The sequence below is a fragment of the Streptomyces sp. NPDC048411 genome, assembly GCF_040704695.1.
Classification (GTDB): Bacteria; Actinomycetota; Actinomycetes; order Streptomycetales; family Streptomycetaceae; genus Streptomyces.
Genome location: NZ_JBEZKL010000049.1, coordinates 36,882 through 53,022 on the forward strand (window position 1 = coordinate 36,882; position 16,141 = coordinate 53,022).

General features: G+C 68.5%; 9 protein-coding genes and 2 pseudogenes. 3 read left to right on the top strand and 8 right to left on the bottom strand.

Annotated elements, in window-relative coordinates; all coding sequences use genetic code 11:
* Positions 1-6: 6 nt before the first annotated feature.
* The gene (locus AB0915_RS19155; protein WP_366692204.1) at positions 7-1,074 is read left to right on the top strand and encodes a hypothetical protein; all 1,068 of its coding nucleotides are present in this window, start codon (positions 7-9) and stop codon (positions 1,072-1,074) included.
* A 364-nt stretch (positions 1,075-1,438) separates the two neighbouring features.
* Positions 1,439-3,319 carry an HEXXH motif domain-containing protein gene (locus AB0915_RS19160; protein ID WP_366692205.1) on the top strand — a complete coding sequence of 627 codons (1,881 nt, stop codon included), beginning with the start codon at positions 1,439-1,441 and terminating at the stop codon, positions 3,317-3,319.
* Here the strand turns inward: AB0915_RS19160 and fxsT are convergent.
* The 8 genes and pseudogenes from fxsT to AB0915_RS19200 all read right to left on the bottom strand — a co-directional run bounded on the left by fxsT (position 3,316) and on the right by AB0915_RS19200 (position 16,004).
* Positions 3,316-7,629: an FxSxx-COOH system tetratricopeptide repeat protein gene (gene fxsT / locus AB0915_RS19165; RefSeq protein WP_366692206.1), complete on the bottom strand. Its 4,314-nt coding sequence runs from the start codon at positions 7,627-7,629 to the stop codon at positions 3,316-3,318. The genes AB0915_RS19160 and fxsT overlap by 4 nt on opposite strands.
* Before the next feature lie 110 nt (positions 7,630-7,739).
* Positions 7,740-8,780, bottom strand: coding sequence for a MoxR family ATPase (locus AB0915_RS19170; protein ID WP_366692207.1), 1,041 nt, complete (start codon positions 8,778-8,780; stop codon positions 7,740-7,742).
* Positions 8,777-10,378 (bottom strand): hypothetical protein, encoded by a 1,602-nt coding sequence (locus tag AB0915_RS19175; protein ID WP_366692208.1) that lies wholly within the window; start codon positions 10,376-10,378, stop codon positions 8,777-8,779. Before AB0915_RS19175 ends, AB0915_RS19170 begins: the two co-directional genes overlap by 4 nt.
* Positions 10,379-10,446: 68 nt before the next feature.
* Entirely contained in the window at positions 10,447-11,742 is a 1,296-nt protein-coding gene (locus tag AB0915_RS19180) for an alpha/beta fold hydrolase (RefSeq protein WP_366692209.1), read from the bottom strand.
* Positions 11,743-11,841: 99 nt separating this feature from the next.
* Positions 11,842-12,141 carry a hypothetical protein gene (locus tag AB0915_RS19185; protein ID WP_366692210.1) on the bottom strand — a complete coding sequence of 100 codons (300 nt, stop codon included), beginning with the start codon at positions 12,139-12,141 and terminating at the stop codon, positions 11,842-11,844.
* A gap of 816 nt (positions 12,142-12,957) precedes the next feature.
* A complete protein-coding gene (locus AB0915_RS19190; RefSeq protein WP_366692211.1) occupies positions 12,958-14,505 on the bottom strand; it encodes an NCS1 family nucleobase:cation symporter-1 in 1,548 nt (515 codons plus the stop codon).
* A gap of 288 nt (positions 14,506-14,793) precedes the next feature.
* Positions 14,794-14,979 (bottom strand): annotated as a pseudogene (locus tag AB0915_RS19195) (nitrate reductase); the annotation flags it as partial.
* 80 nt (positions 14,980-15,059) lie between these two features.
* A complete protein-coding gene (locus tag AB0915_RS19200; RefSeq protein WP_366692212.1) occupies positions 15,060-16,004 on the bottom strand; it encodes a TIGR03842 family LLM class F420-dependent oxidoreductase in 945 nt (314 codons plus the stop codon).
* Positions 16,005-16,049: 45 nt separating this feature from the next.
* On the opposite strand from AB0915_RS19200, the pseudogene AB0915_RS19205 reads away from it, so the two are divergent.
* Positions 16,050-16,141: pseudogene (locus AB0915_RS19205) on the top strand (DUF305 domain-containing protein); the annotation flags it as partial.

Sequence of the window (16,141 nt, forward strand, 5' to 3'; positions counted from 1 at the left end):
ATGTGGATGCGGGCGCTCGTGGTCGGGGTGGAGTCTTACGAGGCGGGGTCGGTCTGGAACCTCGACGGGCCGGTGCACGACGCGCTGGGGTACGCGCGCTGGCTGCGGGAGCTCGGAGTGAGGGACGAGTCGCTGACCCTGTTGCTCTCTCCGCTCGAGCGCAACCGCGAACTCGCCGACGGCTTCGGTCTGCCGTACCGCCCGGCCGACCGGAACACCGTGCACCAGGTGCTGACCCGGGAGCTGGCGGACGAGCGGACTGACTGGCTGTTCGTCGCCTGGTCCGGGCATGGCCTCATCGACGCCGATCGCAGCCGCCGACTGCTTTTTGCGGATGCGGTCCACCGGGATCTGCGTGGTCTGGACGTCGAGGCGGTGCTTGCTATGTACCGGTCGGACGGCGCACCGGGACATCCGCGCCAGCTTTGGCTGTTCGACGCCTGCCAGACGTACGCTGACCCGGCGACGACGGCTGGGGCCCTGCGGCCCGACCCCATACCGCGTTCGACTCCACGTCAGCAGGCCGATCAGTACGTGCTGTTCGCCTGTGGTCCCGGTGAGGCGACGCGCAATGGAATGCGCTCGGGTGTGTTCAGTGCCGAGGCTCTGCGGATGCTGCGCGAGCACCCCGACTGGTGGCGGTCTCCCCGGCCACTGGCCGATGCGCTGCGCAGCCGGTTCGGGACTACCACCTCTCTCTGGTTCGAAGGGGACGGGGAGGCCGGGCGGACCGCCGTGAGGCGGAAGATTCCGGGGCGGAGACTCGATCTGTCCGACAAACGTCGTCTGCGCGACGCATTGGCCGCGGTGGGGGTGATGCGGCAGCCGGAGTCGCGTAGTCAGGTCATTGGCTTGCTTCCTGATGAGATAGCGGGAAGTGTCGCCAGATCAGGGGTAATGCTCCTGGAGATCCTGGATCTCGTCGAAACCTGTCTGACATTTGGTGACGGATTGACGCACTTGTGGTCGGCGGTGTCCCTGGTTGATCCTGGTACGACTGCGCTCGACGATCTCCTGGAAGTCTTCCGGAGTTATCCGGAGTGGTTTACTCCGCCTCATCTCGACGCGAATTGACGCTTCGTGATTCAGCCATTTCAAGCCTGTGATGGCGCAGGCTGACCGGTTGAGCATGTTTCCAGCAGCGCATGCATAGGACATCATGTAGGTGCGGGTCGAACATCGCATCGCACTGACTTGGGGGAGGTCTCACGGCAGTGGTAAAGCCGAAAAGCGCCGCCATATCGGATCTGCCTGATCTCACTGGTACGTCCCTGGAGGCGTTGCGCTCTCGATCGAACGACGACAGAGCGGCCGCCAAGAAGCGGCTGCTGGAAGAAGTCGGGCGGTCGGCCAGAAGCCTGTCCCCCGGCGGGGAGAACAGCTGGACCGTCTGACATCCCCGGTCCGTCCCGATCCGGTGCCAAGGCAGAGGGAGCGTATGCGCCCTGACTCACTGCACGAAGCGGAGTCGCGGCATTCACTGACGCCCCAGCAATTCCGTGAACTCGCGCGCGGCGACGGCAGTCCCGCCACGCTCGCTGCGCTGTCGCGAGCCGAGTACAGCCACCGCCTGCTGTTGTTCGATCTGCTGATGGATGCTCTCAGCCCTCTGGCCGGGGTGACCGGTCGGCTCCCTGCTGCCCAGCGGGCCTGGGACCTACTCGCCGCGGCACAGCGCCAGAATCCGGCAGCGGTGGAGGAATTGCTCCTCCTTCCGGAAACCGGGCTGTGGCTGACCCGGCTGTTGACCCGGCTGCGCTCCGCCGGCCGTGCCGAGACCCCTTTGTGGGCAGAGGCAGGACATCTGCACACCCTGGCCGCCGTGGCCGCGGCACGGGCGGGCCTCACCTTCAGCTTTCCCGTCCCTGCCCTCCAGGAGAGGGTCTGGCTGCCCACGATGGGACTGGCGCTGCTGCCCTCGGTGCACCGGCAGCGGAACACCTGGAGCGTGGCAGAGGTCCGATCGGTGTGCGGCCGGCTCACTCTCATCGGCGGATACGGCCATCTGCGTCTGCCCTCCGGCCCGGAGCACCCGGCGCGTGGTTGGCTGCCCCAGCGTCGGCCGGCTCTCGGCGCAGGCGCTTCCCGCCGGATCACGCTGGACGACCTCGGCCACCACCGGCTCGCCCCGCTGCCGGACGGTGCAGCCAAGCGGCTGACGCAGAGCGCGTACGACTCCTGGAGCAGACTGCTGCAAGACGCGTACGGGCTGTTGACCACCATGGATCCGCCGACGGCCGACGCGGCCGCTGTGCTGCTGCGCTCCCTCCAGCCGATGCCGGCCCACGAGCGGTTACGGGTACGCAGCGTCAGCAGCGGGCACGGCGTCGGCGGGCTGGCATTGTCCATGCCGGATACGGCGCCCCTCTGCGCGGCCACGCTGGTGCACGAACTCCAGCACAGCAAGCTCAGCGCGCTGATGCATCTGTACCCGCTCCACGAGCCCGCGCCCCCGGGCGCGGTGCAGCGGCTGTACTACGCTCCCTGGCGCGATGACCCCCGACCGCTCGGGGGAATGCTGCAGGGCGCCTACGCCTTCACGGCGGTAGCGCGGTTCTGGAGTGCTTGCGCCGTGCAACTCACCGGACACGTCAGCAGCCTCGCCCGCTTTGAAAGTGCCCTGTGGCTCGGCCAGCTGGCCGACGTCGTGCCGGATCTGGCCACCGACCCCGCGCTGGCCGCGCTGGGGCGTGACGCGTTACAGGACCTGCTCGGGGCCGTCGTCCGGCTGCACGACCGGACCGGTGAAGGCTCCGAGGTGACGATGGCCCGCCGGATGGCCGCCGATCACCGGGCGACGTGGAAGCTGGCCCATGTGCGGCCTCATCCGGACGACGTGGGGCGGCTGGCGGCCGCCTGGTGCGCGGGCCGGAAGCAACCGCCCGCGCTGCCACCTCGTCCGCACCCGGAGATCCAGGAATCCGGGGCGCGGCACCTCGACGCCCGCGCCATGCTGGTGCGCGTCGGCCTCGCCGACCCGGCGGCACTCGACAAAATGCGCGGCAGCCAGGGTGACCACGTGCCCGGGGCCGGGCCGGCCGATGTCCTCTGGGCCTGCGCCGAGTTCGCCGCTGCGCGGCGCCTCTACTCACAGGACATCCAGAGCGCATCCGCCGGCCCTGGGGCATGGACGGGTCTGGGGCTGGCCCTGGCGGACGCCGGCCATGCTCCGGAGGCCGTCAAGGCCCTGACGGCGGTGCCCGAAATGGTCGCGGGCGTTTACGGTGCCGCCCGGCGGATGTCACAGCGGACGCCGGACCCGATCGTCCTGGCCAGTTGGCTCGGCCAGGGCGATGCCGGTCCGCCCGGCACCTGTTAGATCGGCATGGGGTCGACGTCGCAATTGGCCCGGCGCCAGGCGAGCGTGTCAGCACTGGCCCGGTGATCCGGTCCCAACTGCTCGTTGATCGCGTCCACAGCATTCCGGTGCAGTTCCTCCGCCTCCCCGGTACGGCCCAGCGCCCTCAGGTCCGACGCGGTATTGCCACGCAGCACAAGCACAGTGGGGTGGGATTCGCCGAACTTCTCGATCAGCGCTGCCGTCGTCTTCCGGTCGAGTTCCAGAGCCGCGGCAGCATCTCCCTGGGCGAAGAGATCGTTGGCCAGGTTGATCGCGCAGATCAATGTGTGCGGGTGTGTGTCGCCGAGCGGTGCCCGGAAACGGGTCAGTGCCGACTCGTTCAGCTTCCGCGCCTCATCCACCCGGTCGAGCAGCCGCAGCGTGACAGCGAGATTGGCATCGGCCGCGACAGTGTGCGGATGGTCCTTGCCGAATACCTCCGCGTACAACGCCCGGGTTCGCTCCCCCAGCTTCAGCGCCTCCGGGAGCTTCCCGCTCTGCCGCAGGTCGATGGAGAGGTTGAGCGAAGCCTGCAAGCCGTCGGGGCTGCGCTCGCCGTACCGGTCGATGAGCGCGGTCCGGGCCATCTCCGTGCTGGCCTGCGCAGCCTCGTGATGGCCCGCCTTGCGCTGCGCCACCCCGAGCCTCGCCACCGCCCGCAGTGCGGACGGGTGGAGGTCGCCGAACGTACCGCGGAAGGTGTCGACCGCGTCCTCGCAGGCCTTCTCCGACGCGGCGTACTCCCCGAGTTCCTGCTTGTCCAGGGTGAGTGAGACCTCCGAGTTGAGAGTGGTGGGCGCGTCCGCGCCGAACATCTGCACCTTGGTGCGCCAGCTCGCCTCGTCCAGGTCCCGCGCTTCGCGGAAGAGGCCGTTGCAGCGCCGGGTCACCGCGAGGTTGTGGGCATGGAGCAGGGTCTCGGGGTCCTCGTCGCCGTACGATCTGACGGCCCGCGCGTAGACCTCCTCGTCGAACTCCAGCGCGCCTCGGTAGTCCCCGCGCGCTCTGCGGTCACCGGACACCTGGCCCTTGACGCGCAGGTACTCCTCCTCGAGATCCGGGCCGGCCTCCTCCAGCGTGGCGAGCATGCGCTCCCCCAGGGCCGCGGCCTGCGGATAGCGGCCCATCGTCCACATGATGTAACGCACATGCCGACCCAGGATCAACGTCTGCTGGTCGTCCTCGCCGAAGAGCCGGCACCAGTTCTCGTACGTCTCGCTGGAGAAGTCCAACGCCGCCTCGTGATCGCCCCAGTAGAAGAGGTATTCCGCGACGTTGTAGACCATCTGGCGCACATTGCGGTTGGGCGAAAGCGACGCCTGGGAGGCGATGACATGCGGGTAGAGCTCACCGAAACGCGTCCAGTTCTGCGGGGCACGCGGGTCGCTGGGGGCGTTCGCCGCGAGGAGCAGGTGCGCTCCGTGCCGGAATGTACGGCGTTGCTCCTCCGCCATGCGCGCTTCGAGCACCGCCTGGACCAGCCGGTGCATCTGGATCGAGTTGGTGCGGTGGTCGATCTTCGCCAGGGAGTAGCGGCTGATCTCGCGGATGGCCCGGCTGAGCCGGATCGGGTCGGTGAAGATCCGGTCCAGCTCCGGGGCGATCGGCTCGGAAACCGCGTTGGTGAAGAACTGCCTGGAGACTGGTTCCGGCGCGAAATAGGCGCAGAGTTCCAGGAGTTGGATGGCCCCGGCGTTCTTCCCTTCGACGTGGTCGAGGGAGACGTTCCACGCGGTGGCGACGGTCTTCTCGTACTGAGTCGGGGGGGACACCGCCATCAGCTCAGCGCTCTTTTCTTCGAACACCCTCAGATATTCGGCCGGAGGCATGCCGGTCTCGGCGCGCCACGCCGATGCCTGCTCCACCGCGAGCGGCAGGTCGCCGAGGACCTCGGCGAGCATGTCCGCATCCTCGGTGGACAGATCGGGGTTGCGCCGCCGGAGCAGCTGGATGCTTTCTTCCCGCTCGAACACATCGACTTCCAACGGGTGGGCCAATGTGTTCCACTGGGGATTACGCGATGTCACGATTACGGAGCCTACCGGTCCGCCCGCAGGCGTGCTCGGGAAGTATTCCTGCACCGCTGCCGGACTTTCGGCATTATCGAACACCAGAAGCCATTTACCGTACGGGTTTCCGATGCGCAGCGCCTCCAAGACGGCCGGCACTGCGGTAATCGCCTCGCTGCTCACCGGAAGGTGGAGTCGCCGGGCCAGTTCGACAAACGCCTGCTGAATTTGTGTGGGCCGTTCTGCCGGGATCCAGCAGACCACTTCGTATTCGGCGGCGTGCCGGTATACGTATTCGAGTGCGAGTTGCGACTTCCCGACACCGCCCATTCCATGCAGTGCATGCGGGAGCACCGCGGTCGGGCCGTCCTGCAGACCGCGTTCCAGGTTGATGAGCAATTCTTCGCGTCCGGTGAATACGAGGTTCCTCGGCGGCATGTTGCCCCAGACGGTGGGCATAGGCAGTCGCGCACCGCCTCCGGCCGGGGGTGCTGAGGCCGGGCTCTCTACCGAGGGGCGGACCGTACTCACTTGTGGGCCTCCAGGGGTGGGGATCTTACTGTCGGTGTCATCGGGGAGTGTCTCATCGGGAGAAGGCCGCGAAGCGTTGCGCCGGGCCTCGGATCGGGGCGTGTTCGCAGGGGTCGGCGGACCGGCCCCGATGTGCTCGCCAAGACGCCGGGCGCGGTGGAGATGGTTTCCGGAAATCGCCTGCAGCGCCGCATGTTCGGCCTGCCGGAAGCGAAGGTTCTCCGTAGTCGACTCGACTGTCGTGAGCGCTTCCTCACGATGCGGCGACTCTTTGGAATCATGTAAGTAGCCGAGGAGCTCACGCGCCGCCTCATTACGCGGGGCCAAAAACTCTGCCGCCTTTTTCAGTGCTCTTGCAGTGGCCGTTCTGCTGCCTGCAGCGAGTAATTCCTCGCGGGCACCGTCAACGAATACGTAGGATTCTCCGTCACACCCGGGCAGCGGATCGACCAATGGGCTGATCAGCAGCTCCGCCAGATGCGCTCGCGAGGCGCGCGGCATGACCTGCCGCTTCACCTCGGACATGGTTTCCAGGTCCAGCTGTACCGCAGCCAGGCGCGTGGCCAGCGCGAACGCCTCCGCCGAAGCCCTGGTGCGGAACCGCGCAACCAATTCGGCGGCGGTCAGCCCCTGAACGGGTGACGGCGCGGGAGAGGGCAGCGGCCGGGTACTGGTGAGGATCGCCGCCATATCCGCCCAGCGCGGCGTGGTTCCCGCGACGAACCGGGCCCACGGACCGAGCCACTCGGCGCCCAGTTCCAGCACCGGGACGAGGACGACCTGATCGGAGGGATCGCGCGGGAGCGATGCGGCAAGCGGCTCGGCGGGCTCCCAGTGCACCTGCGCATTGGCCGACCAGGGCCCTTGGGCACGGAGTCTCACCCGTACCGGAAAGAGTCCCGTGCTGGGCCACAGGCGCTGTGGCAGCAGCTGGAGCACCACCACGGGCTGGAACTTCCCCCAGAGAGCGGCCAGTCGCTGCGCGGCCCCGGAACGCCAGGCGGGCGCGACCCCGTCCGTCACCAGGAAAACGATCTGCCGCGCCGTCGGGTCGACGAGGCCGCGCGGCGGCTGCGGGTGCGACGCCTGCCCGTGGCCGCGCAGCAGCGCACGCGCGGCATCAGCGGTGTCGAGCGTCATCATCTTCACGTCGCGCATCCCGCCGTGCCGGCTCAGCATCGTCCGGAAGTGCTTCACTGCCGGCCGCCACATGGTCATGTGCGGGGCACTGTCGACCACCAGGACGGCGCTCCGTTGCCGCTCCGGCTCGGGCGTGAGCACCGGTGGCAGATGCGGGGCGACTGCGATCCGTTCCGCCGTCGCCGACTCGTCCAGGACGTCGGAGTGGGCGGAGGCGACGAAGGAGCGCAGCGGACGCAGCGCACGACCGAGGCTCAGGCGGTCGCGCCGGGGGCGGTCACCTGCGCCGGGGCCGACGGCGGTCCGCGGCTGCAAGGCCGAGGGCAGTTCGGCCGTCGGCGCGAGGGTGTCCCTCGTACCCGGCCCGGCGACGGGTGGCGGTCCGTCGTCCCGTGCGGAACGCGGCAGCGGTTCGGGCCCCGGAGGCCGCTGCTGTTCCGGCTGCGGCTCCTCGTCCCGATCCGGCTGCTCCGGCTCAGTCACCCGGTCGTCGTCCTGCTGCGCGGGGACAGGCTCCGATGACTCGGCGTCCTCACGACCGGTGTCCGCCAGGTCCTCGTCGGTGGCCAGCCCAGGATGGTTCGCCGCCAGCCATAACGAGTCGGCCACTTCCCATGGGTACAGACCAGTGAGAGGCAGCGGTCCGCCGTCAGGCGGGCTCATCGGGCCGTCGCGGCGGTGCTGCGCACCAGTGCCTCCGGCCCTCGAAGATTCCCCGGTCACCCCGAATCCGCCCCTTCACCGCCCAGCGGGTGCCAAATAGCGGCGAGGACCGATTGCCACTCGTTGGCGTCGCTTCCGTCCTGCTGGTAGAGGCCCGATGTCGCCAAATGCGCGGCATTCAGCAGCTGATCGGCGGCCAGCCCGCCCATCCGCGAGCTCCGTCGGAGAAAATCACGGATCAGCGCGTCCTGGCTGTCGCCGAGGAGTTCTCCGAAATGTCCGGAGACGAGGTCTCCCAGTGTCTCCGCGTCGGGGTCCGGAATGTTGAGCCGCAGACAGCGCCGCATAAACGCTTCGGGGAACTCGCGTTCACCATTCGAGGTCATGACGACGACAGGGAAGACGTGAGCCCTGACCACTCCGTTTTCGACCACCGCGCTGTGGCCGGGATCAGCCGTATGGACGGTGGTCGTTGCTTCCGTCTGCTTCACCCGTACGAGGGGTGGTACTTCGAACCAGGCGTCCTCGAACAGGGTCAGAAGGTCATTGGGCAGATCGGCGTCGCACTTGTCGATCTCGTCGATGAGCACCACTCGCGGCAGCCGGTAGGGGAGCATTCCCGTGCCCAGCGGCCCCAGCTGGACGTAGTTGCCGATGCTGGGCCGTCCGGTGCTTTCGGCGGCGTCCTGCGTGGCCTGCGCGCGTCCGATGGCGTCGTACTCGTACAGACCGGAGGTCAGCGTCGTCCGGCTGGTGACGGGCCAGTGCAACACACGTCCGAGCCGCAGCTCCCGGGCGATCCGGTAGGCGAGGCCCGATTTTCCCACTCCTGGCCGGCCGGTGACCAACAGGGGCCTGCGGAGCAGGAGCGCGGCGTTGACCAGGCGAAGCTCCTCGGCGCGAGGGACGCGCCGACGCCCGGGCGGGCCGAGCCGGCGGTCGGCCTCGTCGTCGTCCGGTGGCTGAGGCATGGTCGCCGTGCTGCGGAAGGTGCGCCAGGGCGGCCCCTTGGGCCAGGTGCGCTTCTCGTACGCCTCGTCCGGTAATGGGTCTCCGGTGCCCCGGTAGAGCCAGCCGTCGTTGTCCGCCGCGTTCACTCGGTCCCCCCTACAAAGGTGGCGGGAGCGTTCTGCCCGCCCTCAAGAAGATGCTCGGGGTCGTCCCAGATCATGCTCATCGAACGGATCGCGTCAACGTCTCGCTCCCGTACAGCACTTGACTCGTCTGCGACCGTGGCACGGACGGCAACGTCGGACTTCCACTGTTGCGCACTTTCGGGAAGCTGTGCCAGCCCCTCATTGGCCAAGCTTTCACGAATAATGCTCCGGAACACCGCTGACGCGGGATCCGCCCGGTGGTAGACGACTATGGGCACTCCGAGGTCCAGGGCGAGACTCAGCTCGCGCAGGCCCAATTCGCTCTCGCGGTGCGGCGGCCTGCTGAGCACCATGCCGACCACGTCGTCGTCCCGCCCGATCTTCGCGTCCAGCAGGGCCAGGTGCTCGGCGTCCGTCAGCCCCTCGGGAGCGCATTCGTACATCTGGCCCTGGCCGTCGCCGGTCCGCCAGTGCGCCCAGCGGGCGCGCCACGCGTTGTGGAAGGTGGGACGCTGTACGCGCTCCAGGCTGTGCAGCATGATCTCCCGGTATCGGCTCAGTAGAGCGTTGGGAAAGCCCAGCGAGGGATCACGGTCCCACCACTCCACGGGCTCGGTGAGCAGCTCCGCCGGAAGAAAGATCTCCAAGGCGGCGTTGTCCGCGCGGGAGTGGCGCAACTGCGTCATGTGAGTGAGTAACTTGGCTGTCTCGTAGGGTAGTTGAGATCTGGTCACTGATTCCAGCGGCTCGGTGTGAGGATCTCGTTGGAGTGCGTTCGAATCCGGATATCTGACACAGGCGGAGACGTAGTAGCGCTGCGCCCTGCCCATCCGCCGCCTGCCCGCTCCGCTGTGGGGCGTACGGTCCGGCTCCACCTTGACGTAGATCCTGATCAGCGGCCTGGCCGGGCCACCGCGACCGGCGTGCGGGACGTCAGGGGAACCGGCGATCCGGGGGTCGGTGCCGTCCCTGAGGTCGGCCCGCAGTTCAGCCAGCGGCGCCGGCATGTTCCACAGCTCGGCGAAGTGGTCGTTCCACGTACGTAACTCGCCTACTCCCGACGCCACTTCGGGACAGAGTGACAGGTGTTCCAGGAAGGCCATGGCGGGCATCAGCTCGCCGGGGCGCCCGTTGTGGTCGGCAAGATGGAGAAATGCCTCCCAGGGCGTGGCGCAGTTCTCGGGCAGGCGTGCCAGACCGTCGGTGGCCCGGTCCACCAGGGCGCCGAAATCGGCCACCGGAACATCCAGCACGCGGCGCAGTGGCTCCCAGTCGGGACCCGGGAACGCCAGCCGCGCCTTCCACTGCGACAGCAGGAGGAGCAGCGCCGGCTCCAGCGCGGGCGTGACCAGGCACGTGGCCTCCACCAGGAGGTCCATGCCGTCGTCCAACGTGGCGCAGCTGTACACGATGCTGACGAATTCCTGATGCGTCACGGTGAAGCTCACAGGCGTCAGGCCAGAAATGTGCTGGTGGATCATCTGACGCCACAGGTCCCGGCTGCTGTCGTTGATGAGCCGCCCCGCCGGGTCCTCCAGCGCTTTGATCACCGCACGCAGGACCCGGTGTTGTACGGCATCGAATCCTCCCGTGGCCACGCGCGTCCTCTCTTGCACCGTGACGTGTGTTCGAATCGAGGTGGGGGCCCAGGGTAAGGGCTCCCCGATCAGCCGGGAAGTGCATCGGCCAGGACCCGGTAGAGATACGCGTTGGCCCAATAGGAGCTGTGGGCCGCGGATACCGGCTGGCGGTTGTCCACCGCCACATCGGTGATGCGCGGGTCATTTCCGAAGGCCTCGGCTGCGACGTAGGAAAGCAGGTCGCGGCGGTCGTGGACGTTGAGCCAGCGGGGGAACGCGCCGGGCAGTCCGGTGCCGTAGGGAAGGGACGGCAGCGCGTCCAGTTCGTACAGCAGCGGCGCTTGCGAACCTACTGTCACCAGCATGTCCGCGACGGGGTTCGAGGCTTGGGCCGCCAGCAGGTCAAAAGCGATGATCCCGCCCAGGCTGTGCCCGAGCAGGACCACAGGCCCCCGGTCGGGAAGAGCCCGAATTGTGTCGGCCACGTGGTCACGTACCGCCTGACCGCGTGTCAGATAGCTGAGTACGTCACCGAAGAAGCCCACCGAGCGATTGCTGAGCCGGGCTCGCCGGGCCACCAGCATCCGAGAGCCGAATGAACGCTCGAAGAGCCGTGCCGAGTATCCGAGGGCGGAGACCAGGACGTCGTTCAGTCCCTTGGCGTCGCCACCAAGTTCGTTCGTGAGAAGGTCCACGAGATCGTTCCGCTCCGGGACCGGAAACGTGCCGGCCTCCCTGGGCGACTGCGCCATCGCCCAGGCGGTCAGAGCACGGGCAGCCAGCCGGGGAAGGGCGTCGCCCTCGGCGGGCACGGCAACGACGGCCTGGCGCAATTCCTGGGCGGCCAGCAGGGCGGCGACCCCCTCGGTGACTGAGGGGCTGGACACGAAGGCCCGCCACGCGTCACGCACCGCGTCGGACGCCCCCAACCGGAACAGCACTCCCAGGAACTGGTCGCCACCGGAGATCACACCCGGGGTGAAGAGGGCGGGGGCCCCGGAACCGGACGGCTTCCCCGACATGGCGTAGATGCCGAGCTCGGCGAACGGATCGGCGTACAGCATCGCCCAGCGCAGCCGGTCCTCGTCCGTTTCGCTGCCGCCCTCGAAGCCGTCGGAGGGCAGCGGGTACGGCCCGGCTGCCACCACCCCGGATTCCGCTGGTTCGGCTCCGGCCTCCTCGGCCGTTGCCAGGTACTCCGAGTATCCGGGTATCGATACGCCGCCCGCCCTCAGGTACGACCCGAGTGAGGAGCCCCAGTCGCAGGGTTCGACACGTACGTCGGGGCGGACGCGGGCCAGGCCGTTCCGTATCCCCTTCAGCGCCTGGGTGTAGGACGGCTCGCGTACGCCCGTACCGTGTACGAATAAAACCGTGACCATCTTCCTGGCCCCCCGTTCAAACTAGCCCGCAACGCGGGTCACTTGGTGATTCTAACGGGGCTCGTGACGGCGCGCAGCAGGGTCGAAGCGCCTGTCATGTCACGCGTCGCGCAGCCTGAAGACCGCCGCGCCCGCCAGCGGCGCCGCCCAGGCGGCTGCAGGACACCGAGGGCCCGGCCAGGGGCCGATCGGCAGGGCGTCCAGGTTTCGCGTGGCCTGGACGGCCAGTCCCACCGAGGCGCGGGCCAGCTCCTGGAGGTTCTCCCGCCACTGCTCGTCGACGACCATCATCGTGACGACGGGAAAGGCGTAGAACAGGCCGAGTACGGCCGTGATCGCCCCCGCCATGTCCCGTACGAGCGCCGCCACCCCCAGGGCGAGCAGGGCGATGTAGAGCACTGTGCCCGCGGTGACGCGCAGCGTCGGGCCTCGGCGAGGGAGAGCGACCCGGCACTGAAGCCGTTGCCGGGGAGGAGGAGGCGGCCAGCAAGCAGTGAGCCGAGGATCGCGAGCGAGCCGGCCGCCAGGGCGGCCCGGCGACGACAGCAGCCTTGGCTGCGAGGACGCGGGCGCGGCCCCGCACCGCCGTCAGGGGGCGCGGATGCACCCCGTGCCGTACTCGCTGCTCATCGCCAGCACCCCGAGGAGGGAGTGTCTGAATCTAAGCCTCGATCCACCGAGGTGGATCGAAAGCCATGGAAAAGACCGCCTCTCTCGTCAGGTCGCCCCGCTGGACCGGCCTGCGCAGTCTCGCCCCTACGCCGCCGAAGCCCTCCCTACCCCGCCCGCCAAGGACTGAGCCCGCCTCCGGACTCGGTCAACGTCGGCAGTCGACAGTCGGCAGTCGGCAAGAGAGGCCTAACCTACGGCATGAACCACCTCGGGATTCGAGCCCGAGACCTACACATTACGAGTCCACCATGCCGACGGCAGTTACAGAGCCGCGAGCCTGGAGAAACAGCGGCCTGTCCCATGGGATCCAAACCAGCCCGGAGACGTCTTCCGCCCCTCCACTCCTGAGACTTTTCGCAGGTGGCGGCAGACGAGTCGGGCTGTACGCCGGGGACAGGCTTCCTACCCCGGTGTCACAGCAGCAAGGCCGGCTCTCCCCTGCCGCAGGAGATCACCCCGGGTCCTCGCCCTGTGGATGGCGTGCACGCCCCCGCCTCGCGGCGAGGCGCCGCGAGGCGGGGGCGGCTGCGGGGTTTCGGGCTCTCAGCGCCTGGTGCGTTCGCCAAGGTTGAGGAGGGTGTAGAGGAGGAGGGAGGAGGCGAGGCCGACGGCCCAGCCGTAGTCGGCGAGGGGTTTGAGGACGGGGATGAGGCCGTCGGCGGGGAAGGGGCCCTGTGCGGTGCCGTTGGCGTCGATAGTGGAGTAGGAGCCGCCGATGGCGAGGACGCCGCCGACGAGGAGAGCGAGGACGGCGCGCAGGTTCCAGCCACCCGTGTACCAGTAGCGGCCGGCAGGGCTGTACAGCTCGGCCAGGGCGAGTTGGGTGCGGCGGATCAGCCAGTAGTCGGCGATCAGGATGCCGGCGACGGTGCCGAGCAGGCCGCCGACGACGCCGAGCCAGGTGAAGATGTAGATGTGCGGGTTGGCGATCAGTCGCCACGGCATGATGGCGATCCCGACCACGCCCGTGATCAGCGCGCCGGTACGGAAGTTGATGAAGCGCGGGACCAGGTTGGCGAGGTCGTACGCCGGGCTGACGACGTTGGCCGCGATGTTCACCGACAGGGTGGCGACCAAAACCACGAGCAGGGCGAAGAGCGTCCCCGCGACGCTGTCCATCTTCGCGGCGAGCGCGATCGGGTCCCAGATCGCGACGCCGTAGACCGCCTGCGAGCCCGAGGTGACCAGCACCGAGAGCAGCGCGAACAGCGTCATGGTGGTGGGCAGACCCAGGGCCTGACCACGCATCTGGGCGCGCTGGCTGCCGCCGAAACGGGTGAAGTCCGGAATGTTGAGCGACAGCGTGGACCAGAACCCGATCATGCCCATCAGAGCCGGGAAGAACACCTTCCAGAAACCGCTTCCCCACCCCAGCGCCGACGGCTGCGACAGCAGCGGACCGAACCCACCCGCCTTCACCGCGATCCACACCAGCAACGCCAGCGCGCCCACGATCACGAACGGCGCGGCCCAGTTCTCGAACCGCCGCAGGGTCTCCATGCCCCGCGCGATCACCGCGATCTCCAGCGCCCAGAACAGGCCGAACGACAGCCACAGTGTCCACGGCTGACCGGCGACCTGACCAGCGGTCTGCCAACCGCTGCCGAAGAGCTTCCCGGCCAGCAGGAAGATCCCCTCGCCGCCGATCCAGGTCTGGATACCGAACCACGCGCACGCCACCGCCGCCCGGATCAGCGCCGGCAGATTCGCACCCCGCATCCCGAACGACGCCCGCGCGAACACCGGGAACGGAATCCCGTACTTCGTCCCCGCATGCCCCGTGAGCAGCATCGGCACCAGCACGATGAGGTTGGCCAGCGCGATGGTGAGGACCGCCTGCTTCCAGTCCATGCCGAGCGCGACCAGACCGGAGGCCAGGGTCCAGGACGGAATGTTATGAGCCATTCCCACCCAAAGACTCAAATAGTTGTAAACACCCCAGGTGCGTCTCTCGACGGGCACCGGCGCCAGGTCGTCGTTGGCGAACCGGGCGTCGTCCAGGACGACCCCCTCGGCGAGGGCGACGCGGCCATCGGGATAGGTCTGCTGGATCGTGGACGTGTCGGGTATTGACGGTGCGCTGGAGGACATGAAGCCACCTCGGTTCGCGGAGTGTCGTGCGGGGGAACGTGACCTCCCCGAGAGCTCGACACCGGGCCCTCGGGGTCATACGACGGAACGGGACGACAGTCATCCCCTGATGCTGCTCGCGGAAAAGGGGCCAAGGCCGCAGGCACCGGCTCAGCCAGATGCAACAGCAGCAGCCCACAGCGACAGGCCGAACCCGGACGAACCGGCCTCTGCACCTCCCGCCTGACGAGCACCCCCACGAACCCGCAGGTCAGCGCCCCACGCCCATGTTCGTGTTTTCTCTTGCGCGATACAGAGGGCGGCGAAGTTGTACGTGGTCCAGTTGCGCCGCCCCAGGGGAACGGGCAGCAGGTCCTCGTTGATGAAGCGGTTGTCGGCGGGGACGGCTCCGGGGTCGAGTTCCACCCGGTCCGGCGGTGCGGATATGCGGTTCTGAGGTGGAATCGGTGGAGTGGGTGGGACGGTGGACGTCATGGCGGCTGAACCCTTCGCTCGGGAGCGGTGCCGTGCGGGGCTGGGGAGTGGGCGCGTACAGCCGTGGGGGGAGGCGCGGGTCAGGCGGACAGGGCGGGGATGATCTCTGAGCCGTACGCGTCGATCGTCGCTTCGCGCGCATCGTGCATGTCGTAGACCGCGAACTGGTCGACGCCCAGGTCGCGCAGGGCCCGGAGCTTCTCGATGTGTGCCTCGGCGGGGCCGAGGAGGCAGAACCGGTCGACGATCTCGTCGGGGACGAAGGCGGTGTCCGGATTACCGGCGCGCCCGTGGTGGCTGTAGTCGTATCCGGCACGCCCCGCGATGTACTCGGTCAGTGCCTCGGGTACCAGGCCGGAGTGTTCGCCGTACCGGGAGACCAGGTCGGCGACATGATTGCCGACCATGCCGCCGAACCAGCGGCACTGCTCGCGGGCGTGGTCGAGGTCGTCGCCCACGTAGGCGGGGGCGGCGACGCAGATGGTCACGGAGTCCGGGTCGCGGCCCGCCTCCGCCGCCGCGTCCCGGACGGCCTTGATCATCCACTCGGTGAGGAACGGGTCGGCGAGCTGCAGGATGAATCCGTCGGCCTTCTGTCCGGCGAGGGCGAGCGCCTTCGGACCGTACGCGGCCATCCAGACAGGCAGTCTGCCGCCCTTCACCCATGGAATCTGCACCGGCTGCCCGTCGACGGTCGCCTCCCGGCCCTCGGCGAGGTCGCGGATGACGTCGATGGCCCCGCCGAGGCGGGCCAGGGTGTTGGGCTTGCGTCCGGCGACGCGCATCGCGGAGTCGCCGCGGCCGATGCCGCAGACGGTGCGGTTGCCGTACATGTCGTTGAGGGTGGCAAAGGTGGAGGCGGTGACCTCCCAGGTGCGGGTGCCCGGGTTGGTGACCATCGGGCCGACGATGAGGCGTTCGGTGTGTTCGAGGATCTGGCTGTAGATGACGAACGGTTCCTGCCAGAGCACCGCCGAGTCGAAGGTCCAGCCGTAGCGGAACCCGTTGCGTTCGGCGCGGCGCATCAGGCCCACGACGGCCGATGCGGGCGGGTCGGTCTGGAGGACGCACAGAAACCGGAGATCGGCGCCATGGAGGGATGGCTCACGCACAACGGCGGCGAGAAACACGCGGGCGGTCACGACCACGCCGGGATGCCCGG

Excerpts from the sequence above, each read along its gene's own strand:
- AB0915_RS19160 (WP_366692205.1), top strand. The coding sequence starts at position 1,439 with ATGCGCCCTGACTCACTGCACGAAGCGGAGTCGCGGCATTCACTGACG.
- AB0915_RS19180 (WP_366692209.1), bottom strand. The coding sequence starts at position 11,742 with ATGGTCACGGTTTTATTCGTACACGGTACGGGCGTACGCGAGCCGTCC.
- AB0915_RS19190 (WP_366692211.1), bottom strand. The coding sequence starts at position 14,505 with ATGTCCTCCAGCGCACCGTCAATACCCGACACGTCCACGATCCAGCAG.
- AB0915_RS19155 (WP_366692204.1), top strand. The coding sequence starts at position 7 with ATGCGGGCGCTCGTGGTCGGGGTGGAGTCTTACGAGGCGGGGTCGGTC.
- AB0915_RS19200 (WP_366692212.1), bottom strand. The coding sequence starts at position 16,004 with ATGCGCCGCGCCGAACGCAACGGGTTCCGCTACGGCTGGACCTTCGAC.